21 protein-coding genes are annotated in these 26,904 nt (G+C 42.6%); 10 read left to right on the forward strand and 11 right to left on the reverse strand.

Features of this window, described 5'->3' with window-relative positions; translation table 11 throughout:
* Positions 1-29 precede the first annotated feature (29 nt).
* The 6 genes from CLV32_RS12690 to miaB all read right to left on the reverse strand — a co-directional run bounded on the left by CLV32_RS12690 (position 30) and on the right by miaB (position 5,558).
* Complete coding sequence (locus CLV32_RS12690) at positions 30-320, reverse strand: co-chaperone GroES (protein WP_133556081.1); 291 nt, start codon at positions 318-320, stop codon at positions 30-32.
* 235 nt (positions 321-555) lie between these two features.
* Positions 556-897, reverse strand: a complete 342-nt coding sequence (gene secG / locus CLV32_RS12695) for a preprotein translocase subunit SecG (protein ID WP_133556083.1) — start codon at positions 895-897, stop codon at positions 556-558.
* A 14-nt stretch (positions 898-911) separates the two neighbouring features.
* Positions 912-2,339: a hypothetical protein gene (locus tag CLV32_RS12700; protein ID WP_133556085.1), complete on the reverse strand. Its 1,428-nt coding sequence runs from the start codon at positions 2,337-2,339 to the stop codon at positions 912-914.
* A 32-nt stretch (positions 2,340-2,371) separates the two neighbouring features.
* Positions 2,372-2,887 (reverse strand): LptE family protein, encoded by a 516-nt coding sequence (locus CLV32_RS12705; RefSeq protein ID WP_133556087.1) that lies wholly within the window; start codon positions 2,885-2,887, stop codon positions 2,372-2,374.
* The gene (locus CLV32_RS12710; RefSeq protein WP_133556089.1) at positions 2,887-4,125 is read right to left on the reverse strand and encodes a sigma 54-interacting transcriptional regulator; all 1,239 of its coding nucleotides are present in this window, start codon (positions 4,123-4,125) and stop codon (positions 2,887-2,889) included. Before CLV32_RS12710 ends, CLV32_RS12705 begins: the two co-directional genes overlap by 1 nt.
* A 2-nt stretch (positions 4,126-4,127) precedes the next feature.
* Positions 4,128-5,558, reverse strand: a complete 1,431-nt coding sequence (gene miaB, locus CLV32_RS12715; RefSeq protein WP_133556091.1) for a tRNA (N6-isopentenyl adenosine(37)-C2)-methylthiotransferase MiaB — start codon at positions 5,556-5,558, stop codon at positions 4,128-4,130.
* Positions 5,559-5,698: 140 nt separating this feature from the next.
* Here miaB and CLV32_RS12720 point away from each other — a divergent pair, with 140 nt between their 5' ends.
* From CLV32_RS12720 to CLV32_RS12730, 3 genes are all read left to right on the forward strand, one after another.
* Positions 5,699-7,474: an AsmA family protein gene (locus CLV32_RS12720; protein WP_133556093.1), complete on the forward strand. Its 1,776-nt coding sequence runs from the start codon at positions 5,699-5,701 to the stop codon at positions 7,472-7,474.
* Positions 7,475-7,510: 36 nt separating this feature from the next.
* Positions 7,511-9,331: a hypothetical protein gene (locus CLV32_RS12725; protein WP_133556095.1), complete on the forward strand. Its 1,821-nt coding sequence runs from the start codon at positions 7,511-7,513 to the stop codon at positions 9,329-9,331.
* A gap of 205 nt (positions 9,332-9,536) precedes the next feature.
* On the forward strand, positions 9,537-10,160 hold the full coding sequence (locus tag CLV32_RS12730; RefSeq protein WP_133556097.1) for an NYN domain-containing protein: 624 nt from the start codon (positions 9,537-9,539) through the stop codon (positions 10,158-10,160).
* 49 nt (positions 10,161-10,209) lie between these two features.
* Here the strand turns inward: CLV32_RS12730 and CLV32_RS12735 are convergent, their stop codons facing one another.
* From CLV32_RS12735 to CLV32_RS12745, 3 genes are all read right to left on the reverse strand, one after another.
* Positions 10,210-11,277, reverse strand: coding sequence for a branched-chain amino acid aminotransferase (locus CLV32_RS12735; protein ID WP_133556099.1), 1,068 nt, complete (start codon positions 11,275-11,277; stop codon positions 10,210-10,212).
* A gap of 107 nt (positions 11,278-11,384) precedes the next feature.
* Positions 11,385-12,680: an HAD-IB family phosphatase gene (locus tag CLV32_RS12740; RefSeq protein WP_133556101.1), complete on the reverse strand. Its 1,296-nt coding sequence runs from the start codon at positions 12,678-12,680 to the stop codon at positions 11,385-11,387.
* Complete coding sequence (locus CLV32_RS12745) at positions 12,677-13,690, reverse strand: NAD-dependent epimerase/dehydratase family protein (protein WP_317130253.1); 1,014 nt, start codon at positions 13,688-13,690, stop codon at positions 12,677-12,679. Before CLV32_RS12745 ends, CLV32_RS12740 begins: the two co-directional genes overlap by 4 nt.
* A 34-nt stretch (positions 13,691-13,724) precedes the next feature.
* Between CLV32_RS12745 and CLV32_RS12750 the strand changes: the two genes are divergently transcribed.
* Both CLV32_RS12750 and CLV32_RS12755 read left to right on the forward strand, forming a co-directional pair.
* Positions 13,725-14,906, forward strand: coding sequence for a formimidoylglutamase (locus CLV32_RS12750; RefSeq protein WP_133556103.1), 1,182 nt, complete (start codon positions 13,725-13,727; stop codon positions 14,904-14,906).
* Between the two features lie 84 nt (positions 14,907-14,990).
* A complete protein-coding gene (locus CLV32_RS12755) occupies positions 14,991-16,139 on the forward strand; it encodes a TlpA disulfide reductase family protein (protein WP_133556105.1) in 1,149 nt (382 codons plus the stop codon).
* 382 nt (positions 16,140-16,521) lie between these two features.
* Here CLV32_RS12755 and CLV32_RS12760 read toward each other — a convergent pair whose 3' ends face one another.
* On the reverse strand, positions 16,522-18,606 hold the full coding sequence (locus CLV32_RS12760; RefSeq protein ID WP_133556107.1) for a tetratricopeptide repeat-containing sensor histidine kinase: 2,085 nt from the start codon (positions 18,604-18,606) through the stop codon (positions 16,522-16,524).
* Positions 18,607-18,771: 165 nt separating this feature from the next.
* Between CLV32_RS12760 and CLV32_RS12765 the strand changes: the two genes are divergently transcribed.
* On the forward strand, positions 18,772-19,485 hold the full coding sequence (locus tag CLV32_RS12765; protein ID WP_133556109.1) for a DUF2071 domain-containing protein: 714 nt from the start codon (positions 18,772-18,774) through the stop codon (positions 19,483-19,485).
* Positions 19,486-19,488: 3 nt separating this feature from the next.
* Here CLV32_RS12765 and purD read toward each other — a convergent pair whose 3' ends face one another.
* Positions 19,489-20,760, reverse strand: a complete 1,272-nt coding sequence (gene purD / locus CLV32_RS12770; protein ID WP_133556111.1) for a phosphoribosylamine--glycine ligase — start codon at positions 20,758-20,760, stop codon at positions 19,489-19,491.
* A 196-nt stretch (positions 20,761-20,956) separates the two neighbouring features.
* Here purD and secA point away from each other — a divergent pair, with 196 nt between their 5' ends.
* From secA to CLV32_RS12790, 4 genes are all read left to right on the forward strand, one after another.
* Entirely contained in the window at positions 20,957-24,265 is a 3,309-nt protein-coding gene (gene secA, locus CLV32_RS12775; protein WP_133556113.1) for a preprotein translocase subunit SecA, read from the forward strand.
* A gap of 69 nt (positions 24,266-24,334) precedes the next feature.
* Positions 24,335-24,772, forward strand: a complete 438-nt coding sequence (locus CLV32_RS12780) for an SPOR domain-containing protein (RefSeq protein WP_243732304.1) — start codon at positions 24,335-24,337, stop codon at positions 24,770-24,772.
* The gene (locus CLV32_RS12785; RefSeq protein ID WP_133556115.1) at positions 24,765-25,949 is read left to right on the forward strand and encodes a M20 metallopeptidase family protein; all 1,185 of its coding nucleotides are present in this window, start codon (positions 24,765-24,767) and stop codon (positions 25,947-25,949) included. The genes CLV32_RS12780 and CLV32_RS12785 overlap by 8 nt, the downstream gene beginning before the upstream one ends.
* A gap of 4 nt (positions 25,950-25,953) precedes the next feature.
* A complete protein-coding gene (locus CLV32_RS12790) occupies positions 25,954-26,904 on the forward strand; it encodes a hypothetical protein (protein ID WP_133556117.1) in 951 nt (316 codons plus the stop codon).

Genomic DNA, 26,904 nt, shown 5'->3' on the forward strand with positions numbered 1-26,904 from the left:
TCTTGTTTTAATTTATCAGGCTTAAATAATTATAGAACTATAGCGTAGATATCGTTCTCACGCATAATCAGATAGTCTTTACCATCAATAGGAAGCTCTGTGCCACCGTATTTTCCATAAAGAACAACATCACCAACTTTTACAGATGGTTTTTTGCCTTCTGAATCTTCTTCAGATACAGAAACTACAGTTCCTTTGGACGGTTTTTCTTTTGCAGTGTCAGGAATATAAATTCCAGAAGCTGTCTTTTCTTCTGCCGCAGCAGGCTCAACAATAACTCTATTTGTTGTACCTGAAATGGGTTTAAGGTTTAAAGCCATAACTTGATATTAATTTATTTTTTAGTTTAAAATTTGATTCGCATAAAATACGAGCACAATGTCTATTACAGTTTTTATGCCAAGCGGATTAAGCTTGACAAATTTGCACAGCCTGTCAGCAATGACTTTTTAATCAGTAATTAAGGGTGTCAGAGTGGCAGAATTACAAAAAATTGACACATAAAAAAAGAGGATAAACCTAAAGGCTATCCTCTTTCAACAAATATCTGTTTCCTTATTTTACCGGCTTAACGGGTGCAGGCGCTGGTGCCTGTGTGCCTTTATTGCCAATAGGTGAAGGTGTTACTGTTTTGTCCAGTTGCTCCTGAATTTTAGAGTCTCCAGTTGAAGTTCCACCGCTTTTTGCTACCGTTGTGATTGACAAAGTAACAACAACGATCAAAGCCAATAGAATCCATGTGCCTTTTTCCAAAACATCTCCGGTGCGTTGCACGCCAAACATGTTACTTCCTCCTGATGCACCCGCTGCAAGACCACCACCCTTAGGGTTTTGGATCAAAACAAACAGGGCTAATGCGATACAAATGATGATTAATAGAATAATTAAAAAAAGCATGGTCTGTGTTATGGTTAAATTTTCTTTTTTATAGATTGGATAAGGTCGGCAAAGTAACGGCTTTTTTCTGGAAACTTCAAACTTAATTTATCATAAGTATCTATGGCCTTGTGATAAAGCATTTGCTCAATATAAATTTTTGCTAAAGTCTCCGAAACAACGTCATTTTGATCCTCCGCACTTTTACGGGCCTTGTTTTCATTGTCGATCTGATCTGGTCGCGGCGGACTGATTTGCGGATCTTTTTTAATGAAGTTATCAATGATAGCCACATCTTTAGGATCGCCATGAAGCTCAGGTGTATTGTTCAGGATTTCCTCAGGATTGAAAGGACTCTGAATGTGGAAAATATGTTCCACATACTGCTGCTGCAGTTCGCTGGGGTTGTTTTTCTTCAGCGAAACATATGGCTGAAAGATAGTCTGATATTCTTTTCTGGTTTTTGCCAGCCACCATAAAAAGGTGTAAGGCATTTTCTCATCGTGGTAATTGGTAACCTCATTGCCCTCTTGTTGTAAAACCTCCTCGGCAATAACTTCAGGTTCTGCATGCTGCACTGCTGCTTCTGCTTCCACGTATTCGTGGTGTGCAACAGGCTCCGATGCCTCTTCAATTTCAGGGGTTGCTACCGCAGGCGACGCAAAGCTTTGCTCAAAAGCAAAGAAGTCGGTCGACATGATATTCTCCAATACAAATGCATCCTCCTGGGTTTCAATGGCAGGAATACTTTTTGTTTCAGCAGGCTCAGGTGTCCCTTCAGCCTCCACTACAATATCTGTGGATTCTTCCTCTTCAATAAACTCGTTTTCTGCAGTTTCTACCGCTACGGATTCCTGACGATATTCAGCATCTGCCGGAGCAGTTGGCACTTCAACGATTGTTTCTTCTTCCTCCACTACATCGGTCTCAGCAGTTTCAATGTCAAATGAAGGTTTCTCTGTTTCTTCTTCCTGGTGCTCGGTATTCCGCTCAGCAGTTTCAACATCTGCGTCGGCAAGAAAATCGGCTGCTGTCTCCAATGTAAGCGCTGATACTTCAGTATGCGTTAATTCAGTAACAGGAAATTCATGCGGATCAATTTCACCGATCTCTTCAAAAATTTCTTGTTCATCGATAGCCTGTTTGGTGTCTATCAATTCATAAATTGAGGGTTCATCAGTAGGCGGCGTAACTTCTGCAGCAATAAGGTGATTTTGGTTCCACTGTTTCCTGTGCAGGAAATCATAAACCAGTTCGCCATTGGTATGTATAACTGCTGTAGTCAGCATATTTTGGGCCTCAGGTAATTCTGTACCTGCTTTCGCCAGCAGTAAATGCAGGGGCTGGAAATAGGGATAACGCTCCAGTAAATCCTGCAGTACAGGCACATCTGATGCACTAAGCTTTTCAGGGCTCGCAATTAATGCTGATACGTATGTGCTGATTTCTTTATCCTGGTCCACGTTGCTAAGTTAATAATTGAATGCAAACTTTTTTACCATTGTGATGCAAAAGCACGGTTAAAAATATCTTCGGTAAGCATTAAGTTAATGTCTTTGATTAAATTAGGCTCAAGCGACTGGAAGGAGGCTCCCGACAATGGAAAATCTTTAAATCGCATAAAGGATTCTTCAAAACTAAGCTTCGGATTGATGTTGTTTGTATATTTCACCGCTATAGTAATAGACAGCCTGTTAGTTCCGTTACCCGTTGTAGCTCTATTATCGGTGTACGTAACAGGCCTCACCTCATAACCCGTAACCCTACCTTCAAAAACACCATGCCCGTCATTCTGCACCACACTTAGGCGAGTCTGATTTCTGATCCTTGTTTTCAATGCTTCCGTAAACTGTTGTGCCAGATAAGGCACCACCAATGGCGCATTGTTCTCAAAATAATTGATTGTCACCGTTTTCATCTCTGCAGGTATTGAAGCCCCATTCAGAGACACGGAACAAGAATTGAAAGTTGCCATTACAACGAACAGCAACAGGGATATGATTTTCTTCATTAGTTCAGGTTCAGTTCTTTGATTTTGCGGTATAATGTACGCTCCGAAATACCCAGTTCATGTGCAGCAAACTTTCGCTTTCCTTTATGTTTCTTCAATGCCTTTTTGATCAGGTCAGATTCCTTATCAATGAGCGATAAAGATTCTTCTACTTCCTCAGCCTCGTGGTGCGTATAGTTGTAATCAACAGGAGCGTTCTGAACAGGTTTTTTGATGGTTAATGTAGGCTCATAACCGGCAGGAGACTGCTCGATTTCCTGATACAGCTGATTGATATAATGGGGGTTGTCGGCCATAATATGCTGCGTATTTCCACCATTTTGTATAATCTCGGCAACAAGTTTCTTTAACTCTACCATGTCCTTCTTCATGTCGAAAAGGACCTTGTATAAAATATCACGCTCAGAGAAATCCTCCTTATTATTACCGTTAATGGCCATAGGGAGGTTTGTAGCGCTCTCGTTGGGGATATAATTTAATAATGCACTCACAGTAACATTCCTATCCTTTTCAAGTACACAGATCTGCTCCGCAATATTCTTCAGCTGCCTAACATTTCCAGGCCAGCTGTAATTGCTCAATACCTGGATAGCATCTGGTTCTAACTGGATTCCCGGACTGCGGTATTTGTCGCTAAAATCGGCTGAGAACTTTCTGAACAATAAATAAATATCTTCCTTGCGCTCATGCAATGCAGGAATACGCAGAGGTACGGTGTTTAGTCTGTAATATAAATCTTCCCTGAACTTGCCAGATTTTACCCGGTTATACACGTCTACGTTCGTCGCCGCAATAATCCTGACATCTGTTTTTTGTACTTTTGATGATCCTACACGCAGGTATTCGCCGCTTTCCAGAATCCTAAGCAGGCGTGCCTGAGTACCTAACGGTAGTTCAGCCACCTCATCCAGAAAGATCGTTCCACCGTTGGCTACTTCAAAATATCCTTTACGTGCTTCATGGGCACCAGTAAAAGATCCTTTCTCATGACCAAAAAGCTCTGAATCTATCGTTCCTTCAGGAATGGCACCGCAGTTTACGGCGATAAAAGCACCGTGCTTACGTGCACTAAGCTGGTGGATAATGTGTGAGAAAACTTCCTTTCCACTACCACTCTCGCCGGTAATTAATACCGACATATCGGTTGGAGAAACTTGTCTTGCTATATCTATAGCCCGGTTTAGTAGCGGAGAGCCGCCAATAATCCCGAACCGGTTCTTAATGTCCTGTACGTCCATAATTAATCTGCAATTTTGCCCAACAATGTAGCCGATGTACAACGTTCAATGTAGACGTTTACATATTGGCCAGGTTGAATTTCTGCTGTCGCAGGAAACACGATCATCGCATTCTGATCATTTCTTCCGCAATAGTCAGCATCGGATTTTTTAGACTTTCCTTCAACCAGGATACGGATGGTCTTGCCTACATTTTCCTGTAAGCGTTTATAAGAAGACTCCTGTTGTCTCAGTAAAATCTCGGTAAGTCTGCGTTTTTTAACTTCTTCGGGTATATCATCAGGCAGTTTACGTGCCGCCAGTGTACCTGGTCTTTCAGAGTAACTGAAAGTAAAGGCGAAATCATAATCTACATAATCCATCATTGCCAAAGTCTCCTGATGATCTTCTTCAGTTTCCGTGCAGAAACCGGCGATGATATCAGTAGAAATTGCACAGCCAGGGATAATACGTCTGATGGCATCAACCCTGTTCATGTACCATTCTTTGGTGTAAGTACGGTTCATCAGCTCAAGCATTCTGGTGCTACCAGACTGAACTGGTAAGTGTATGTTGTTACAGATGTTATCATACTTCGCAATGGTGTATAATACTTCATCGGTAATATCTTTAGGATGCGAGGTAGAAAAACGCACACGTAACTCCGGACTGATTAAAGCTACTTTTTCAAGCAGCTGCGCAAAATTTACAGCAACGGCTGCCGTTTCACTTTCATCGCCACCTTTCCATTTATACGAATCTACGTTCTGGCCCAAAAGGGTAACTTCTTTATAGCCTTTGTCGTGCAGATCCTGCGCCTCGGCAAGGATAGAAAACGGATCGCGACTGCGTTCGCGGCCACGCGTAAAAGGAACAACGCAGAAAGAACACATGTTATCGCAACCACGCATAATAGAAATAAATGCAGTGATGCCATTTCCATTTAAACGTACAGGAGCGATGTCTGCATAAGTCTCCTCACGGGAAAGCAACACGTTGATCGCTTTCTGTCCATCTTCCACCTGAGAGATCAGCTGAGGTAAATCGCGGTAGGCATCAGGCCCAACAACAACGTCAACAAGCTTTTCTTCTTCCAGAAATTTAGACTTTAACCGTTCTGCCATGCAACCCAGTACACCAACAATCAGCTTCGGATTACGACGCTTCTCTACACCGAACTGCGACAGTCTGTTGCGTACGCGTTGTTCTGCATTTTCACGGATAGAGCAGGTATTGATAAAGATTGCATCGGCCTCCTTATAGTCGCCAGTGGTCTCAAATCCCTGATCCAGTAATATAGAAGCTACGATCTCGCTGTCAGCAAAATTCATCTGGCAACCATAACTTTCAATGTAGAGCTTTCGCGATGCATTACCAGTAGGAGCGTCCAATACTAAGGCCTCTCCCTGGCGTGACTCATCATGTTTTTTATCTAGCAGCTGTAAATCAATCATCTATATACTTAAATTTTTACTGGTTCAAAAATACGGAAATATTTTTACAAATGACAAAGTGTCATATTTTAAAAGACATTACTTCAACACTTAAATGATTGTTGGCCTTGATATTGCATAGTGATTTTTAAATCTACACCATGCCTGCACAAAAAACCGGAAAATATAAACTGCTGAAATGGATCGGCGGAATCCTTGGCGTCATCATTTTAATCCTTGCCATAGCGGCATTTTACATTAGCGCCAAATGGAAGCCTGTGCTTACCGAAAAGATTAAAAGCACGGTGTATGAGGGGTCTAACCATCTGTATCGCATTAACTTTACCGACCTTCACATCAACCTGCTTACCGGAACAGCCGCCATGGATAGTGTAAGCCTGAGCGCCGATACTGCTGTGTTTAACACGCTTCGCAAAAACGGAAAAGCGCCGGTGCACCTGTTTGAACTGAAGATGAAACAGCTTAAGCTAACGCGCATAGGCATCCTGACCGCCTATTTCAAAAAGCGTATCAATATGAATGCGATTATCCTTGATCGCCCCTCCATCAACATGCTGCACTTTAATGTGCCCAAAAAAACAGATACTGTTAAAGACGACAAGACCTTATATCAAATGATTTCAAAATCGCTGGAATCGATACATATCCGCACGATCAAAGTGTTATATGCTGATTTTGATTACCTGAGCGGCGAGCGCCGGATTGTCCTCAACCGCGTAAAAAACCTGAATGTAAACGTGACCGACCTGCTGATAGATTCTGCATCGCAGTTTGATGCAAAGCGGTTTTATTATACTAAGGATGTGGAGTTCGAAATGTCGGGCTACAAATCTGTTACCAAGGATAAGATGTACACCATGACGATGGATTCACTTAAAGGATCTGCGGCAGACGGAATCGTGAACATCAAAAACTTTAAGATGATCCCCAATTACCCGGATCTAACCTTCAGCAGAAAATACAGTCACCAGAAAGATCGTTACGACTTATCCTTTAATCGCATCAGCTTGAAAGGGTTTGACTTTGTCCGATTTAATACCGAAGCATTAGTATATGCGCGTTCGGCAAAGATCGGCCCTGCAAAAGTCAACGTTTTTATGAACCGCGAACTGCCGCCGCCAACATTCAATAAAGGACGAAACTATCCGCAGATTGCTCTTCAGCGGTTGGAGCAGCCCTTAATCATCGATTCGGTAAAATTAAACAATGTAGATGTAGCCTACACCGAGTATAACCCGATCACCAAAGAACGTGGTACCGTACATATTGATAACTTAAACGGAAACCTGTTAAATGTTACCAACAACGATGATCAGAAAGCCAAACACGGACACATGCTGGCTAAGCTTTCAGCTGTCATCATGAACGCGCCGATCAATATTAATATCAATTTTAACCTGCTGGCCAAAGATGGTGCTTTCCATTATAGTGGTGATATCGGTGCCTTGAACATGGTGTCGCTCAATCCACTTGCGGAATCTCTGGGATTGGTTAAAATAGAAAGCGGGCAGGTGCAGAAAGCGGACTTTGATGTACAGGCCAATCTGTACGGCTCAACGGGAAGCATGCACCTCTATTACACCAACCTCAAAGTGCAGTTGCTTAAAGAAGGAGAAAACGGAGCACCGATGAAAAAGCGTGGATTCTTATCTTTCCTGGCCAATACGTTTGTAGTTAAGGATTCCAATCCTACAAAAGGAGACCCTGTACGTACCGGGAACATCAAGTTTGAACGTACCCCGGCAGCCTCATTCTTTAACCTGCTCTGGAAAGGTATCTTTATAGGGATCCGCGAAACAGTAGGTATCGGTGCTATCAAGCCGAAAAGTCCGGAAGGGGCCTTCAAGAAGGTTCAGGCGAAACAGGCCGACCGTAAAGCCGACAATAAAAAAGACAAAGACAAAAAATCTGACTAACAAAATGTATCTTGTAGCAAAGAATTGGCGCTTAATATGGTTGTAAGAATTCCCGGAACACTCAGGATATGGAAATGGATTGCCGCAGTTACGGTAGGCATCCTCCTGCTACTCGGTGCCATTTCCTGGTATTACTCAGTAAAGCTCCGGCCGATGTTAACCGCAGAGATCAAGGAACTGGTGCTCAATGCTACGGATAGCCTGTACCACATCGAGTTTTCCGATGTGCGTACCAATGTTATCACCGGTAATGCTGCGCTGATCAATGTCCGCATTGTGCCCAATGCCGATGTGCTAAAACGACTTACAGCGGAAAAAAAGGCTCCCAACAACGTTTATACGATTAGGCTGCGGCGATTGATGATCCGCGGCTTTCACCCGATACTTTTGTTCCGGGATAAGACCCTGCACATCGACCTCATCCGCCTGGATAATCCAAGTGTACTCATGGTAAACAAACAACTGGATTTCAACGAGGGTAAGCTGCCAAGGCCACGCAAATCACCTTATGGCTATATTTCGCAGTTTTTAAAGGAGTTACGCGTGCAAACCATTGCTTTTAAAGATATCAAATTCAAGTATATCAATGCAAACCTTCCGGTACCAGAAGCAGATTCCTTGTCTAACTTGAACATTACACTTACCGACTGGCTGATCGACAAAAATTCGGCAACGGATCCTAATAGAATCTACCTCCTTAAAGATATTGCAGTCAATATCAATGACTATACCTATGCTACGCCCGACAGTCTCTACCACATCAACATCAACCAGCTTGATTTTCGTGCCTCCACCGGCAAACTGAAAATCAAGAAGTTTGGCCTTGTGCCCCGTTATGCGGAAATGGAATTTGGCAAAGTGGCGCATTATGCTAAAGACAGATATACTATAGCCTTTAACGATATTAATCTCGATGGCATTGATTTTCCTTTATACATCCTCAAACAGGAGCTGCTGGCAAAAGAAATGAACCTGACCAATGGATATGTGGCTGTGTTTAGCGACAATACTGTGGGCTATTACAACACACCCGGACAACCTAAGCGTATCAAAAGAGGGAAGTATCCCCATCAATTACTCCAAACGGTAAAAGGACTGATCACGGTAAAGAAGTTGAATCTCGACAATATCCACATCAGTTATGCTGCCTTTGATCCCGACAGCAGGGAGCGTGGTGTGATCACCTTCGAAAATACCTCCGGCGTCATCACCAATGCCACCAACTCGGCAAAGTTTAAGGCTGCTAATCCCATCACAGAAGCAAAGCTGACCAGCAACCTGATGGGCAGAGGAAGCCTGGCCGTAAATTTTAAGTTCGATCTGAGTGCCAAAGATGGTGCCTTTGCCTACGCTGGTACCCTAAAAAATATGGAAGGTAAGCAGCTCAACAGAATTACCCGACCGCTCGGCATGCTCGAAGTAAGAAGTGGCTTTGTACACGAACTTAAGTTTGATGTGAAGGCGAATGACAGTGTCGCAAAAGGAAGAGTAGATTTCAGATATGAAGGACTGGCCATAAATCTGTTTAAGCGCGAAGAAGGGGAAGAGAAAATCCAAAAAAGAGGCTGGCTATCTTTTCTGGCCAATAATCTGGTGATTAACACTTCAAATCCTGATTACACGGGTAAGTTTACTCCAGCTATAATCAACTACAAAAGAGAACCTACGGCATCATTCTTCAGGTTTATCTACCGCTCACTTTATGAAGGTATCCGTAACAGTATCGGTCTTACAGATGCCAAGCAGGAGAAGATCCGCGTGCAGGTAGAAAGTTTCCGCAAAATGCGTAGCGACCGCGAGAAGCGCAGGGCAAACAGAAGAAAAAGGGAATTGCTGCAACGCAAAAAGGCCCCGTAATCCGGAGCCTTGTTGTTAGAACTGAAAATAGTTAATTCGAAGTCAGCTTTTTCAGTTGAAGATATTTATAAATAAAATTTAAATTAATTTTTGTAAATGTTGGAAAGATAGTTAAATTTGTTCCTGTAAAGCAATTTACATACCCCTCTAACGAGGTATCGTTAGATCCAGCACCTTCCAAGGTGCTTTTTTTTTGCTTAAAATTATGCCAAATAAAAATCCATTTCGAGTTAACGTTTATGTCGATGGTTTTAATTTCTATTATGGATTAAAACAAAAAGGTTGGAAAAAATACTATTGGTTAGATATCGTTAAATTTTTTGAATGTTTTATAAAAGATGGACAAGTACTAAATAAGGTTTACTATTGTACAGCAGTACCTACGAACAATGCACAGAAGAATAGACAGTCAGCATTCTTTAAAGCGAATAAATTAAACCCAAAATTTGAATTGATTTATGGTAAATTTCTTGAAAAAAGAGTTAAATACGGCGGTGTTGAATATAAGCCTTTTGAAGAAAAACAAACTGATGTAAACATCGCAATCTCTTTGATAAGAAATATACACAATCGTTCTTGTGATACATCCATTATTGTGAGCGCAGACAGTGATCTAGTACCCGCAATTAAATTGGCAAAAGAAATGAATCCACAGCATAAGATATTTTTCCACTTCCCACCTGAACGTCATTCTGTAAACTTAACTTCTAATTGCGATGCAGTAATTCATCTACATAGGTATGAAAGTGTTTTTAAAAAATGTCTATTGGAAACTGAAATTAAGCTCAATGACAAAATAACTTTGAGTTGCCCTCAAACCTGGCGATAAATTATGCTAATCGTTTTTCAGAGCCCGTATTTTCATCAGTATACCTTATTTAAGCGATTACCCAGTTCCAGCCAAACTCATCAGCGGCGGCACCAAAACGGATATCATTTAACTTTTTAGCTATAGCAACAGAAACTGTACGGGTAGCGGGATCAGTTAAAGTGTACAATTTACCTTCGTAACCAATCTCAGCAATCTGCGTAATTGTTGCAGCAGTACCCACAGCGAAAGCCTCTGTTAAACGACCGTTCTCAATATTCTCCAAAACTTCCTGAATAGATATACGACGCTCTTCAACTTCATAACCCAAACTTTTTGCCAGGGTCAATACTGTATCACGGGTTACACCATCCAGGATCGTTTCTCTTACTTCAGGAGTAACTACCTTTCCATCCATTACAAATACCAGGTTAGCAGCACCAGATTCTTCTACGTACAGATGTTCCTTTGAGTCAGTCCAGATCAGTTGATCATAACCTTCTGCCTGTGCTGCGGCTGTGGGGAACATAGACAGTGCGTAGTTTCCTGCAGTTTTAGCTGCACCAACACCACCATCAGCACCACGGGTAAAGTGCGATTCTATTTTAACCTTCAATGGCTTACTGAAGTAAGGTCCGGTTGGCGTAGTCAAAATCACAAATTTATAAGTTGCCGAAGGGCGCACACCCATATACGGATCTGTAGCAAACATCACCGGTCTGATATACAGTGCGTAGTCTTCAGCATCAGGAACCCAGTTCTTATCCAGGTTAATCAACGCCTCGAGTCCTTGCATAAACACCTCTTCAGGTATCGTTGGCATCGCCATCCGCGTAGCAGACTTGTTGAAACGTGCAAAGTTCTTGTCGGCACGGAAAACACTTACATCACCATTAGGCTGTCTGTAGGCCTTAAGACCTTCAAAAATAGCCTGCCCATAATGCAAAGCAGAAATTGCCGGACTCATCTCAATCGGGCCGTAAGGCACCAACTCTAAGTTCTTCCAAACACCATCCTCATAATCGGCCACAAACATGTGATCGGTAAATACCTTTCCAAAAGGCAGGTTGGCGAAATCAGTTTCCGCAAACCTGGAATGTTCAGTTTTTGTCGTTTTAATGGTTAATGTTTCAGTCACAGTATTCCTTTCTAAATTCCTGACAAAATTAGGAAAAAATCCACTCCTAACCTTGCATTATTTTCATTCTATTGGTGTTTCAGGTACACTAAGGCGTTCAGATTTCCTTAGTATAACACCCTGAATTTGATGGTATGTTCGATCTTTTTTAACGCTTTGAATAACGCTTTATCGTACTCAGAATTGATATCCGTAATCGCATATCCGATCTTACTGTTGGTCATCAAAAACTGGCCCACAATATTGATGTCGTGCTTTGCAAAAATGGTATTGATCTGCGCCATGATACCAGGCACGTTTTTATGGATATGGATCAGTCTGTGCGACTTTTCTATTCTTGGCAATTGCAGGTTAGGGAAGTTTGAACTCAGATAGGTTGTTCCTGTATTCATAAAATCAACCATCCTTTTAGGGATAAACTGTGTGTTGCGTGGATTATGCTTATGATCGTCAAAAACTACGATACCCATTTCAGTACAGGTATCTATCTGCAGTTTCTTTGCGCTGCCCAGATATCCGATTGTCTTTAGTTTTGTTGCCTTCGCCAGGTTATCAGCATTGAGCGTCTCGCCATCGGCAAGCAGGAGCATATGTACATCCTTTACATACTTGGCTTCGAAATCATTTTTATGACGTACCGAGAAGCCGTCTTTTTTAAGCAGCTCAATACTTTCCTTCGGTACATCGCCTATCACGAGGCAAAGGATCCTGTTTTTAGGGTAGGAGATAGACTGCGGCAGGTTGTTTACGAAGAGGAACTCATCGAAACTCGGTGTAACGTGGTCGGCACGGGTAACAATACTCTCGCGCGAGATATTTTCTGTAAAAGCATAGAACTTCTTGATCAGTCCGCTTTCGCGGAGTTGAAAATCAGAATAGCCATCACCAATACCATATAGGTCGGCTTTAAGATCCAGCTGACGCATTAGCTTTACCTTACCGCCCTCCTCACTCAAAGGGTTGGCATGGTCGTAATCAATAATCTGCCCGTCACCGTTGGTGATGAACGTATTGGCGTAAATGTTTTCTTTCTTAATATGATACTGGCTCACCACCGGAATGATGAATTCTTTAAAACCGCCCGATACAATCAATACTTCATCAGCGTGTTTCTTAAAGAAAGCAGCATTTCTGGAAAAAGAACTGGACACTTTCTTTTTGAGGTGCTTAATCAGTTGCTTCAGGTGATCCTGATTGGCTTCAAGGAGTTTAACCCGTTGGGTGAGGCTCTCGCCAAAAGACAACTTGCCTTCCATGGCCAGGTTGGTATAATCCTCAATCTTCTGGAAAATGGCTTCTTTTTCAGGATGTTTCTTCAAAGAAATCCTTGCCATTTCATCCAATGCCTCAACCTGAGTAAACGTACTGTCGAAATCGATAATATAGAATTTTTTAGGGGTCATGGTCTGCTATTGATGAGTGCCGTACAGATTTCCTGTATACTTTGACTCAGCGGTTTAAATTGTATGCCTATCGTTTTTGTAATCTTGTCATTGCTGTATAAACTCTCATTCATGCTGCTCTTTGCTGCGTCGCTTGTTAAGGCGGCGGGCTTTCCGGTAAAGAATGAAGCGAGTTTGGCACCGCGCCAGGCAATGCCCAGCATCCATGCTTTAGCCTCCTTGGCCGGTGCTTTCACGCCAAACCCCTTGGCAATCTCGGCAAAGAAGGTTTTGTAGTGCAGATTTTCTGCAGAAATGGTAAAACGCTGCCCATGTTCTGAGCTGTTCATTAAGGCGATCATGCTTTTCACCACATCCTGCACGTCAACAATTCCCGTAGCACCTTTGGTATAGAAAGCCAAACCCTCTTTTACCAGTTTAAAGATGGCACCACTGCCAGAATAACCTGCTCCGGGACCGATAATAACCGAGGGATTTACAATCACCGCATCGAGCCCTTCGGCAATGCCACGCCACACCTCCATCTCGCCTTCATATTTTGAGATCGCATAAGAATGTACGTTAGGGCTGTATTCCCAGTGGTCATTTTCTGTAATCTGCATTCCTTTTTTGGCATCACCAAGGGCGGCTACAGAACTTACATGGACCAGTCGCTGGTTGCCGGCAAGGCATAGATGAACAATGTTGCTGGTACCTTCGATGTTAATGCGGAGCAGTTTTGCCTTGTCTTTAGGGTCAAAAGAAATGAATGCTGCGCAGTGATATACCTGCGTAATCCCTTCAAAAGCATCTTCCAGGGCAGAAAAGTCGTTGATGTCAGCAATTCGCCATTCAATCAGGGAGTTGCCCTTCAGCAATTCAGGAATCACGGAGTGTTCCCTTTTTAAGGCGCAGACCCGAAGGCCTTGATTGGTAAGCTTATGCGTAAGCTCCGCACCTAAAAATCCAGTAGCACCAGTAATCAGGATCATTTCATTTTTTTTAGCTTCTGCATTAATATATGGTCTCAAAAATAGATATTTGAGGCCATAGATTATATTAATTATGAGCTTATCAGACTTTTTTTTTCCGCTTAATCCGGATAAATTCACGCCTAAAAGTGGATTTTACACCAGTCAGCTCGGTTTAAAAGCTTTATTTTACACCGATGCCTTTCCAGAACTGGAAGAAAACAGTTACGATATCGCTATTATCGGTGTGCAAGACGATAGGGCAGCCGTAAACAATAATGGCTGTGCCCTGGGTCCGGATTATTTCCGTGCTCAGTTTTACCTGCTCAATGAAGGCAGTTTTACCAGTAAGATTATCGACCTGGGGAACATCAAGGCCGGCGCATCGATATCAGACACCTATGTAGCTGTTAAGACCGTTGTTGCTGAGTTGATCAAACTGAATATCCTACCCGTGATTATTGGCGGGGGTCAGGATATCACCTATGCCCAATATATGGCTTATGAAGAGCTGGAGCAAAAGGTTGACCTTGTTATTGTAGATCCACGCTTTGACCTGGATGAGGCTGATGATGAAGGTGTTGCCACACGTTCTGATGCCTATTTGAATAAGATCTTTTTACACCAGCCCAATTACCTGTTCAACTTCAGCAATATTGGCTATCAGACTTATTACGTAAATCAGGATAGCCTGAAGGTGATGAATAAGCTGTACTTCGATGTACACCGTCTGGGCGAATTTATGGATGATATTTCCCTTACAGAGCCTATTGTGCGAAACTGTAATATGCTGAGTTTCGATATCTCTGCAATCCGCTCTTCAGATGCGGTGGCCAATGCCAATGCCGGGCCTAATGGATTTTATGGCGAGCAGGCCTGCAGAATTGCCCGCTATGCGGGGATGAATGATAAGTTGAACTCAATCGGATTTTATGAGTTTAATCCGGCCTTTGATCAGAATGGGCAAACAGCAATGCTGCTGGCACAGATTGTCTGGTATTTTATTGATGGCTTTTACAACCGTAAGAAAGATTTCCCGCTTACGCCAAAATCGCAATACCTTACGTATAGAACCAGTCTGGCCGACGGTACCGGAGAGATGCTTTTTGTGAAAAGTAAGAAATCTGACCGCTGGTGGATGCAGGTTCCGTACCCTACAGGGATATCCAAGAACGAACGATATCACCTGGTGCCCTGCCGTTACGAAGATTACAATACCGCTGTAAATGGCGAGATGCCCGATTTATGGTGGCGTACGTATCAAAAGTTACTTTAATTTTACGGGATTTCTAGTAAATAATTGAATTTCAATAATTATCTTTGAGTTCAAGACCATATCAACCCCAAAAAACCACAAACAATGAAAAAGATGATATTATCGGCTGCGTTATTATTGCCAATCGCAGCTATGGCTCAGGGCGGCTTTGTCCTTAAGGGTAAAGTAGGTGCTTTAAATGCGCCAGCTAAAGCTTACTTGGCTTATAGAGTAGGATCAACTCAGGTTACTGATTCGGCCGATATTAAAGGCGGTGTTTTCGAATTTAAAGGCAAAGTAGCCAATCCAGTTTCTGCGTCAATCAGAATCAAACATGATGCAACACCAGTAGATCCTGCTAAACGGGTGCCACTTGATGTGCTTGGATTTTATATCGAGAACAAAACGTTCAGCCTGACAGCTGCTGACTCCGTAAAAAAAGCAGTGATTAAAGGGTCTCCTGTTAATGAGGATAACGCAAAGCTAAAAGCTGCACTTAAGCCGGCGGCTGATAAAATGGCTGCATTGAATGCAGAATATAGCAGCAAAACGCCTGAGCAGCGTAAAGACAAGGCGTACATGCAGACCGTTTACGATCGTTCGGATGCTATCGAAAAGGAAATGGGCCCTCTTAACCAAAAATTTATTGACGAGAATCCATCTTCTTATGTAGCCCTTGTCGCTTTCAGAACAGTATTGGGATATGACATCGACCCTAAAACTGCAGAACCTGCTTTTAACAAATTCAGTGCTGAATTAAAAGCAACAACTTTAGGTAAAGACATTTCAAATGCAATTGCTGGTGCTAAAAAATCGCAAATTGGTATCATGGCTGCAGACTTTACGCAGAATGATCCAGACGGTAAACCAGTTAAATTATCTGATTTCAAAGGTAAATATGTACTGGTAGATTTCTGGGCTTCATGGTGCGGACCTTGTCGCCAGGAAAACCCGAACGTAGTTGTTGCCTTCAACAAATACAAAGACAAAAACTTTACTGTTTTGGGTGTTTCATTAGACAGACCTGATGGTAAAGAAAAATGGATCAAGGCGATCAAAGACGATAACTTAACATGGACTCATGTGTCTGACTTAAATTATTTCGACAACGCAGTTTCAAAAATGTACGGTGTACAGGCTATTCCATTTAACTTCCTGGTAGATCCAACTGGTAAAATCGTTGGCAGAAACTTAAGAGAAGAGGCTTTACAAGCTAAGCTTGCTGAACTCCTTGGAAGCAAAGCATCTAAATAATTTTATTAAGGTTACAAATATTTAAATTTCAAAAGGCTGGCCCGTATTCGGGCCGGCTTTTTTTTTGTCCGGCGGGCAAATGGGGCATCGTACTGACTATACACACAAGCTAGTGAGTCCGTTCTGCAGCCATAGTGCTTCCGTAGTGGTACCGTAATTACCTCGATATTGCATCGGGCTTGCGTCGGTGTTGAAAGGGTGTTGCGTCGGTCTGCTACCGAACCAACACCGAACCAACCCCGAACTAACACCGACGCAACACCGAAGGAATCATGGTAGCATGCCGAACACAGTTTGGACTCACCTTTTACTCATGTAAAACTGTGCTTCAGCAAATGTGCGCGCCATTATTTAGCGTGTTGCGAGGTAGTGAAAAATAAGGTTATGATTTTGCAGCAGGCAGCTCAACCCAGAAGGTCGTCCCTTCGCCAGGGTTGCTCTCGAACCAGATCTTCCCTTTATTCTGCACTATCATGTCCTTACAAAGGACAAGACCGAGACGATTTCCCTTTTCACCATGTGTGCCGGTACTCAGGGCATGATCCAGGTTAAACAGGTTATTCCGGGTTTTCTCATTGATACCAGGACCGGTATCATGTATAGACATGATTACCGAAGTGCCTTGTTGTGCTGCATAGAAAGAGATCGTATCTCCGGGATTGCAAAACTTAATGCTGTTAGACAACAGGTTTCTGATCACCAGGTTGATCATATTGTCATCAGCAAAGGCATATACCTGCTCTGCATCGGCATCTTTAAGGGTCAGACTTTTTAACCCGGCATTGGTCTCAAACATCGCCACGTTTTCGGCGATCAGGCGGCTAAGGTTAAAACGTACAGGATTTACCTGCATACCGTCGAGCTGGTTTTTTGACCATTCCAGCAAGTTATCGAGGAAGGTTCCGGTTGACAGAATAGTTCCTTCCATTTTACCCAGCAACATGCCCAGCTCATGCGCTTCAATATCACCTTCCCTATAGATTGTAAACAAGGACTGCAGGGTGTTGAGTGGGCTTCGCAGATCATGAGAAATGATGGAAAAAAACTTATTCTTGACTTCATTCAGCATGCTGAGTTCCTGGTTATAGGCGTCAATTTCTTCTTTTTGCAGCAAGAGCATCCTATTGGCCTTTTGTTTTTCCTTGTTGCTGCGGTACAGCTGCATAAGCATCAGTGATACAGAGATCAGGATAACCAGTGTTACGGAGATTGCAGTGCTGTAATTATTTAGCCGGGTTACATAATCGGTATTTTTGGAGCTGATCAGTTGGTTGTCTTTTTCAAGTTCTGCATTTTCGGTCCTCGTTCTGCTGAATTCAGCAAGGGTAATGTCTTTTAGTGTTTTTTCTGCCTGTATGCTCCGTTCTACTGCTAGAAAATTAGTTTGATAGGCAAAGGCTTTGTTGATGTCGCCAGTATTTTTATATACGATAACCAATGTTTCCAGGGCTGCAGACTCCGCGATTTTTGACTTTACCTCCTGTGCAATCTTAAGGGCGGCATTTGCGTTTGCTGCAGCCTGTGCAAAGTTTTTCATGGCGATATAAACCTCTGCCATTAGCCTGAGCACATTACCTTCCAGAAATTTATCCTTTAAAATGCGCGTTTCGGCAAGTGCTTTCTTCAATACGGTAAGGGCGCCAGTGTATTCTTTCTGATGAAGTAGTACTGTAGCAATGCCTTTTCTTGACAAGGAACTGCCATTCAGATCACCCATGCCTTCGCGGATTGTCAGACCTCGCTGGTGGTAATCAAGCGCCTTAGTGGCATCATTTAAAGCAAGGTAAATATTTCCCAATTCATACAAAACACTGCCAATCCCGGCCTGGTCTTTACTTCTTGTATAGCTGTTCAGCGCCTGGTTAAAATAACTTTCCGCAAGTTTATACTGCTTTAGATCGAAATAGATTGATCCGATATTGACATAACATTGGTTGATCCCACGTGTATAGCCTATCTTCTTGTAAATTTCCAATGCCTGGAAATTGTATTTGATAGACTCCAGCTTATTATCAAGTCGGTCATAAGCGTAAGCTATGTCGGCAAGACTGCGGCCGGTGCCTATGAGGTACTTGCTTTTGACCGACTGCTTATGTGCGAGTTCAAAATAATACAGGGCGCTATCGAGTTTACTGCGAATGCCATAGGAGATGCCCATATGGATATAGGCATCGGCCACTGCCGAATCATTGTCCAGTTTCTCGCCGAGCTGCTTATATATGGTCGCATACTCAAATTTTAATTCGGGATCAACAGTGGAGTAGGCTTCGGTAAGTTGTTGGAGTAAGCGTAGCCTTGAAGTATCTGATTTAGCCGATTTATATTCCTTTTGCAGGGTCTTAACTTTAGAGATCTGCGCAAAACATGGGTTGATCAGGAACAGCCCTATCCAGTAGTACCGAACTAAAATAAACCTGCTGATTCTTGCGATTCCTGTCATTAACCTGTTGCGCTGTATTTTACCCATACCGTCTGCTGACGGGTGCTGCGCAAAATGTTCTTAAAATGAATATATCCCTCTTTCATGCTAAAATAATGAAATACTTAAGATTTCAAGAAAATATTTAAATCTATCCAAAAAACAAGGGAGCGCTATCGATGTTATTGTTAATAAATACGTTTATTGGGCCTTATGAGTTTTTTAACTGCTGAATGGAGAAAGCTGGCTATTGCTAATTATGCAGTGGATGAGCGTGTGCTGTTGCCTTATCTCCCGGCGGGTACAGAACTTGATCTGTGGAACGGTAAGTGTTATGTTAGCCTGATCGGTTTCTTATTTAAGAACGTTAAGTTGTTGGGTGTACGCATTCCTTTTCATGCCAATTTTGAGGAAGTTAACCTGCGCTTTTATGTTCGGTATAAGGATGCTGAAGTCTGGAAACGTGGTGTTGTCTTTATCAGAGAGATTGTTCCGCGTTACGCCATCTCCTTTATTGCCAATACCATTTACAATGAGAATTATGTTGCCGTACCAATGAAGCACAGCTGGCTGGAGACCAACGAAAGCCTTGATGTAGCATACCATTGGCGCTATAAAAGGCAGTGGCAATACATCAAAATGCAGGCTGGTGCCGAGTTAGAAGAAATCCTGCCAGAGAGCGAGGCAGAATTTATTACTGAACATTATTGGGGCTATGCCCGATATAATGAGCAGCGGACAAATGCCTATGAGGTGATCCATCCGCGCTGGATGCAGTACAAGATAAAAAGCTTTTCCATCCACATAGATTTTGCGCTGAACTACGGTAAGCAGTTTGCGTTTTTAAATCAGCAACAGCCCGATTCGGTAATGCTCGCCGAAGGTTCTGAGGTGTCTGTCGAGACCAAGAAAGTGATTTGCCTGTAATGCCTACATCAGATCAAAGCCGATATCCTCTCTGAAGTATTTACCATCAAAGTAGATTCTTGCGGCATCGGCGGTTGCCGACTGCAAGGCTTCGAAGAAAGTATCCTGTATGCTTGTTACCGCAAGTACACGTCCGCCATTGCTTTTAATCACGCCGCCATCAGCTAACGTTCCTGCATGGAAAGCAATAGATTTGCGGATGTTCTCAATACCGGTAATGGCTTTGCCTTTCTCATAATCACCAGGGTAACCACCCGCAACAATCATTACCGTTGCTGCATTTTTAGGGCTTATTGTTAGCGTAACATCTTTTAGTCTTTTCTGTGCAGCGGCAACAAAAACTTCAACAAGGTCATTCTCAATCCTCGGGATAACGCTTTCTGTTTCCGGATCACCCATTCTGCAATTGTATTCAATTACAAAAGGTTTTCCATCTACTTTGATCAATCCGAAGAAGATAAAACCTGTATAATCGATCTCATCTTTCTTCAATCCTTCAATTGTTGGGACGATGATGGTCTGTTCAACTTCTTTTAAAAATTCTGGCGTTGCAAAAGGAACAGGGGATACTGAACCCATCCCACCGGTATTTAATCCGGTATCGGCCTGCCCGATTCTTTTATAGTCTTTGGCCTCGGGAAGGATGACATAGTTGTCGCCATCAGTCAACACGAACACCGAAAGCTCGATGCCTGATAAGAATTCTTCAACAACTACCGTGGTACCGGCATCACCAAATTTACCACTCAGCATCAGCTGTAGTTCTTCCTGTGCTTCCTTACGGTCTTCCAGGATCAGTACACCTTTACCTGCGGCAAGGCCATCGGCTTTTAATACAATTGGCAAGGCATGGTGTTCCAGGTAGGTAAGTCCTTCTTCAAGGTTATCCTTAGTAAAAGACCTTGAGCCTGCGGCAGGAATGCCGTGGCGTACCATAAATTGTTTAGAAAAATCTTTACTTCCTTCCAGGATGGCGCCTTCTTTTTTAGGGCCTATTACAGGGATATGAGCCAGCTGCTCATCGGCAAGGAAGAAGTCATGAATACCATTTACCAAAGGCTCTTCAGGTCCTACAACAACAAATTCAATCTGCTCCTTGATAACCAGGGCCTTTACGGCTTCGAAGTCGTTGGGATTTACATTGATGTTTTTGCCGTAAGCAGCAGTACCACCATTTCCCGGGGCGATTACTAAGTTGCTGCATAGTGGAGACTGACTCATTTTCCAGGCTAGGGCGCTTTCTCTGCCGCCGGATCCTAATAGTAAGATATTCATAGGGGCAAAGATACCGCTTTGCGTAACTTTTTATAGTTTATGTTGAATTATCCTGAAATAATGCCCGATAGCTTAAACAAAGTACAGGATATTTAGTAATTTTAGCGCCCGACAACTGCCATTATGACTTATAGATTACTATGGCGTGGTTGTTGTAATTTTAGGATTTTAAACAAACAAAAGACAGAAATAAGAGATGTTAGGATTTTTAACCAAGGTTTTTGGAAGCAAATCGGAAAGAGATATCAAAGCTATCCAACCCCTTGTAATCAAGATAAACGAAGAATATGCTAAGTTATCAGTGTTATCGAATGATGAACTGCGTGCTAAAACGGTATATTTTAAAGATGTTATTGCTAAGGCACTGGCAGAAATTGATGGTAAGATAGGCGGACTGAAAGCTGATGCTGAAAGTTCTGAGTTGTCATTAGGAGAGAAAACGGCTTTGTATGATCAGATTGATGCTTTGGCTAAAGATCGTGATAAAGAATTGGAAGTGGTATTGCTGGATATACTGCCTGCAGCCTTTGCTGTGGTTAAGGAGACATCAAGAAGATTTTCTGAAAATCCGTTCCTGGAAGTTACAGCTTCGGCTTACGACCGTGATTATGCTGCCAGAAAGGCAAATGTCACCATTAATGGCGACAAAGCTTTATGGGCAAACCATTGGGATGCCGCAGGAAGTGATGTAGTATGGAACATGGTACATTACGATGTGCAGTTGATTGGTGGTATCGTTTTACACAACGGTAAGATTGCTGAGATGGCTACGGGTGAGGGTAAAACATTGGTGAGTACATTGCCAGCTTATCTGAACGCTTTGGCCGGTCAGGGTGTACACATTGTAACGGTGAATGATTACCTGGCACGACGTGACTCTGAGTGGAACGGTCCATTGTTTGAATTCCATGGTTTACGTGTAGATTGTATCGATAAGCATGAGCCAAATTCTGAAGAACGCAGACAGGCTTACCTTGCTGATATCACTTATGGTACGAACAACGAGTTTGGTTTTGATTACTTGCGCGATAATATGTCGCAGACTCCTGACCAGTTGGTACAACGCAAATTGCATTTTGCGATGGTGGATGAGGTCGATTCAGTATTGATTGATGATGCAAGAACGCCATTGATCATTTCTGGTCCTGTACCTTTTGGTGATCAGCATGAATTTCATGAGTTGAAACCACGCATTGAGCGTTTGGTATCTGCTCAAAAAGACTATGTTACTAAAGCTTTAAATGAAGCTAAAAAATTAATTAACGATGGTAAAGCCGGAACCGAAGAAGGTGAAGGTGGTCTTGCTTTGTTAAGAGCTTACCGTGGTTTACCTAAAAATAAAGCATTGATCAAGTTTTTAAGTGAGGGTAGCGTTAAGCAAACCTTATTGAAAACTGAGAATCATTATATGGCTGATCAGTCTAAGAATATGCCTAAGGTAGATTCTGAGCTGTACTTCTATATCGATGAGAAAAACAACCAGGTTGAACTTACTGAGAAAGGTATTGAGCTAATCACCAAGTCTGGTGAAGATGCACATTTCTTTGTATTACCTGATGTGGGTACTGAGATTTCTGAAATCGAAAAATCTACAGTTAGCAATGACGAGAAGGTTGCACGTAAAGATGAGCTGATGCGTGATTATTCTATCAAAGCAGAGCGTATCCACTCGGTTAACCAGTTATTGAAAGCTTACACTTTATTTGAGGCCGACGTTGAATATATCATCGACGAAGGAAAGATTAAAATTGTAGATGAGCAGACTGGCCGTATTATGGACGGTCGGCGTTACTCTGATGGATTACATCAGGCAATTGAAGCGAAGGAGAACGTAAAAGTTGAAGATGCTTCACAAACTTATGCTACGATTACTTTACAGAACTTCTTCAGGATGTACCACAAACTTTGCGGTATGACTGGTACAGCGACTACTGAAGCTGGCGAGTTCTGGTCGATCTATAAACTGGATGTGGTGGAGATTCCTACTAACCGTGCCATGTCAAGAAAAGATCAGCAGGATTATGTATACCGTACCGTACGTGAAAAATACAATGCTGTTGCGGAAGAAATTGTAAACTTAACCCAGGCAGGCCGTCCGGTATTGGTAGGTACAACATCAGTAGAGATCTCTGAATTGTTAAGCCGTATGCTTAAGTTGCGTGGTATTAAACATAACGTACTGAATGCTAAAATGCACCAGAAAGAGGCAGATATCGTTGCCGAAGCTGGTCAGGCAGGAACAGTAACGATCGCTACCAACATGGCTGGTCGTGGTACAGATATTAAATTAGGCCCAGGTGTTAAAGACGCTGGCGGTTTAGCGATTGTAGGTACCGAGCGTCATGAGTCGCGTCGTGTAGACAGACAGTTACGCGGTCGTTCAGGTCGTCAGGGAGATCCGGGTTCTACCCAGTTCTTCGTATCACTGGAAGATAACCTGATGCGTTTATTTGGTTCTGAAAGAATCTCTAACATCATGGTGAAGATGGGTATTGAGGATGGTGAAGTAATTCAGCATTCTATGATCACCAAATCTATTGAGCGTGCACAGAAGAAAGTAGAAGAGAATAACTTTGGTATTCGTAAACGCTTACTGGAGTATGATGACGTGATGAACTCGCAGCGTTCTGTAATCTATGCCAAACGTAAAAACGCCTTGTTTGGCGAGCGTCTGGATGTAGACATGAACAACATGGTATTTGACGTTGCAGAAGACATTGTTACTGAATATAAAGAAGAAGGAAATTACGAAGGTTTTAAACTGGAAGTAATCAGAAACTTCTCTATGGATACCAGCATTGAGCAGGGAGAATTTTCATCTAAAGGTATTCATGACCTGACCGATAAATTATTTGCTGAGGCAGAAGATTTCTACGCCAGAAAATCTGAGGCGATCATACACCAGGCTATGCCGGTACTGAGACAGGTTTATGATGAGCGTGGTGCACAGATTGAGCAGATCGTAATTCCTTTCACTGATGGATTGCGCAGCATACAGATTCCTGTAAACCTGCATACTGCTATCGCTAACGAAGGCAGGGAGATCACTAAATCTTTCGAGAAAACGATTATTCTGGGCTTAATTGACGAAAGCTGGAAAGAGCATTTACGTGAAATGGATGAGTTGAAGCAGTCGGTACAAAATGCCGTTTACGAGCAGAAAGATCCGTTGATCATTTATAAGATGGAGGCTTTCAACTTATTTAAAGGCATGCTGAACTCTGTAAATAAAGAAGTGGTAAGTTTCTTATATAAAGGTGGCATTCCGGTGCAACAGGAAGCGGAGCAGATTCAGGAAGCACAGGCACCCAAGGCGGCACCCAGCAAATTGAAAATGTCTAAGCCCGAGTTTAGCCTGGATGGTGGTGAATCTGTTGATATGGGTGATACCCGTGAGCAGGCGCCTCAGCAGCCTATCCGTAAAGAAGTGACAACTGGCCGTAACGAGCCTTGTCCTTGTGGAAGCGGCAAGAAATTCAAAAATTGCCATGGTGCAGGATTGTAATTTGTAATACACATATAGAATGCCGATTTTTGTAACAGAATTTCGGCATTCTTTTTTTAAGGACCTTTCATGAAACAGATACTCACAGTTATTTTATGGTGTTTTGCGATCTCAGTATCGGCACAAACACGCGGTGTGGTTACTGTAACAAAAGATCCCAAGATAGACAGCCTCATCGCCAAAAGGCTTGAGCTGAACAAAAAGGACGTTAACCACACCATCCGCACCAATGCACCGGTGGTGTCTGCTATGGGTTACCGGGTGCAGATCTATTACGGTTCTGACAGGAAAGCGGTATACCGGGAGCAGAGCCGGTTTACGGCAAGCTATGATTACCCGACTTATATTACCTATAAGGAACCTAATTATTACCTGCGTACGGGAGATTTCAGAACCCGGTTAGAAGCACAGAAGTTTATGAATACCCTGAAAGGCGTATATCCTACACTGTTTATTTTCAGGGAGAAAATCAATCCTCCACCATTAACAAGCAACAATAATGATTAAAGACAAGATACAGCATCTGGCAGGCGACATTTTTAACGAAGTGGTAGGCTTCCGTCAGCATATCCACGCCAATCCTGAGCTGTCATTTAAAGAATTTAAGACTTCACAATATATCCAGGATCAGCTTTCAGCATGGGGTATCCCTTTTACTACAATGGCCAATACCGGGGTTGTAGGATTAATTACAGGTGATCTTCCTTCGGATAACGTGATCGCCCTAAGGGCAGACATCGATGCACTGCCGATTCTTGAGGCTAATGATAAACCTTACGCGTCAAAGAACCCAGGGGTTATGCATGCCTGCGGACATGATGTACATACTTCGTCGTTGCTAGGAACAGCATACATCCTTAACTCCATGAGAGCGGAATTTGGCGGAACAGTTAAATTGATCTTCCAGCCTGCAGAGGAATTGCTTCCCGGTGGAGCGAGCATCATGATTGCAGAAGGTGTATTAGAAAACCCTAAACCACAGCATATCGTTGGTCAGCATGTGATGCCGCTTATTGATACAGGTAAAGTGGGTTTCCGTTCGGGAATTTATATGGCCTCTACCGATGAGCTGTATGTTACTGTAACAGGAAAAGGTGGGCATGGTGCACAGCCGCATCAGAATATTGATCCGGTCTTGATCTCTGCACATATCATTGTTGCCTTGCAACAGATTGTAAGCAGGAATGCAGATCCAAGATTACCAACAGTATTGTCATTCGGAAAAGTTATTGCCAATGGTGCAACAAATATTATCCCGAACGAGGTTAAGATCGAAGGTACTTTCAGAACTTTAAATGAGCAATGGCGCAAAGAGGCATTGGCACTGATGAAGAAAATGGCCGAAGGTATGGCCGAAAGTATGGGTGGAAGCTGTGAGTTCAGAATCGCCAACGGTTATCCGTTTCTGATCAATGAAGAGAAACTTACGGCCAGCGCACGCGGATTTGCGGTAGATTATTTAGGCGAAGAAAATGTGGTTGATCTGGATATCTGGATGGCGGCAGAAGATTTTGCGTACTACTCTCAGGTAACTGATGCCTGTTTTTACAGATTGGGTACTGGGAATGTAGCTAAAGAAACAACATACTCTGTGCACCATCCAAGGTTTGATGCTGATGAGGATGCCTTACGTACTTCTACAGGTTTAATGGCGTATATCGCATTAAAGCAATTGGGGAACTAGCTACATGATCAGATACCAACATGTACTGCTGGTTTTAGTGCTTTGTCTTTTTGCAACTGCAGGATATAGTCAGGATATACAGCGCTTTAATCCGGATACCATCAAGACAATTCAATTGGATTCGGTGGTAAACATCCGTGCAAAACGGTTGAGCGTTGAAACTTTTATCCAGGCGGTAACTACAGATACCAGCTTTTATAAAGCGTTCAGGCTGATGAAGAAATATAACTTCACTGCCGAGAACAGGATCTTTACCTATGATAAAAAAAACAAGGTAGAGGGCAGGATTTACAGGAAGATCAGGCATTATAATACCAAGCCTGTAAAGATGGAATACCTGGCCAAGGAAGATGCCGGGAAGCTGTTTAAGAAGAACGGAAAGTACGAGTTGTACACCCTGGAGATGTTTGACTACATCTTTATGAATGCCTACAAATCTGAATACTCGGATGCAACATTTAGCGGAGGTAAGGAAGGTGGCAATGCGGGTTATAAAGATAAACTGAAAACACTGATCTTCTCTCCGGGGAAGCCTGTTAAGGGCTTGCCTTTTATCGGCAGCAAAACAGAGATATTTTCTGCCAATATGAGGCAGTATTATGACTATAGCTTCTACAGCGGCATGTATCTGGATTCTATTCCGGTATACATTTTTAAGGTTGTTGTTAAGCCTGATTTGAGCAGCTGGACAAAAGATGGGTTGATGATTAAGCAACTCGTGACTACCTTTGATAAGCGGAACCTGGAAATACTGGGTCGTTCTGTAGACATGAAGTACAGCAATATGCTGTTTGACTTTGATGTGCAGATGAATATAGAAATGAGCAATTTTGATGATGTTAAATTGCCGACTAAAATTACCTATCAGGGCAATTGGAATGTTCCTTTTAAAAAGGAAGAACGTGCAAGTTTTCTGATTGTTCACAAAGATTATACATTAGGAAAAGAAAAGTAA

This window comes from Pedobacter duraquae, from assembly GCF_004362245.1.
Classification (GTDB): Bacteria; Bacteroidota; Bacteroidia; order Sphingobacteriales; family Sphingobacteriaceae; genus Pedobacter; species Pedobacter duraquae.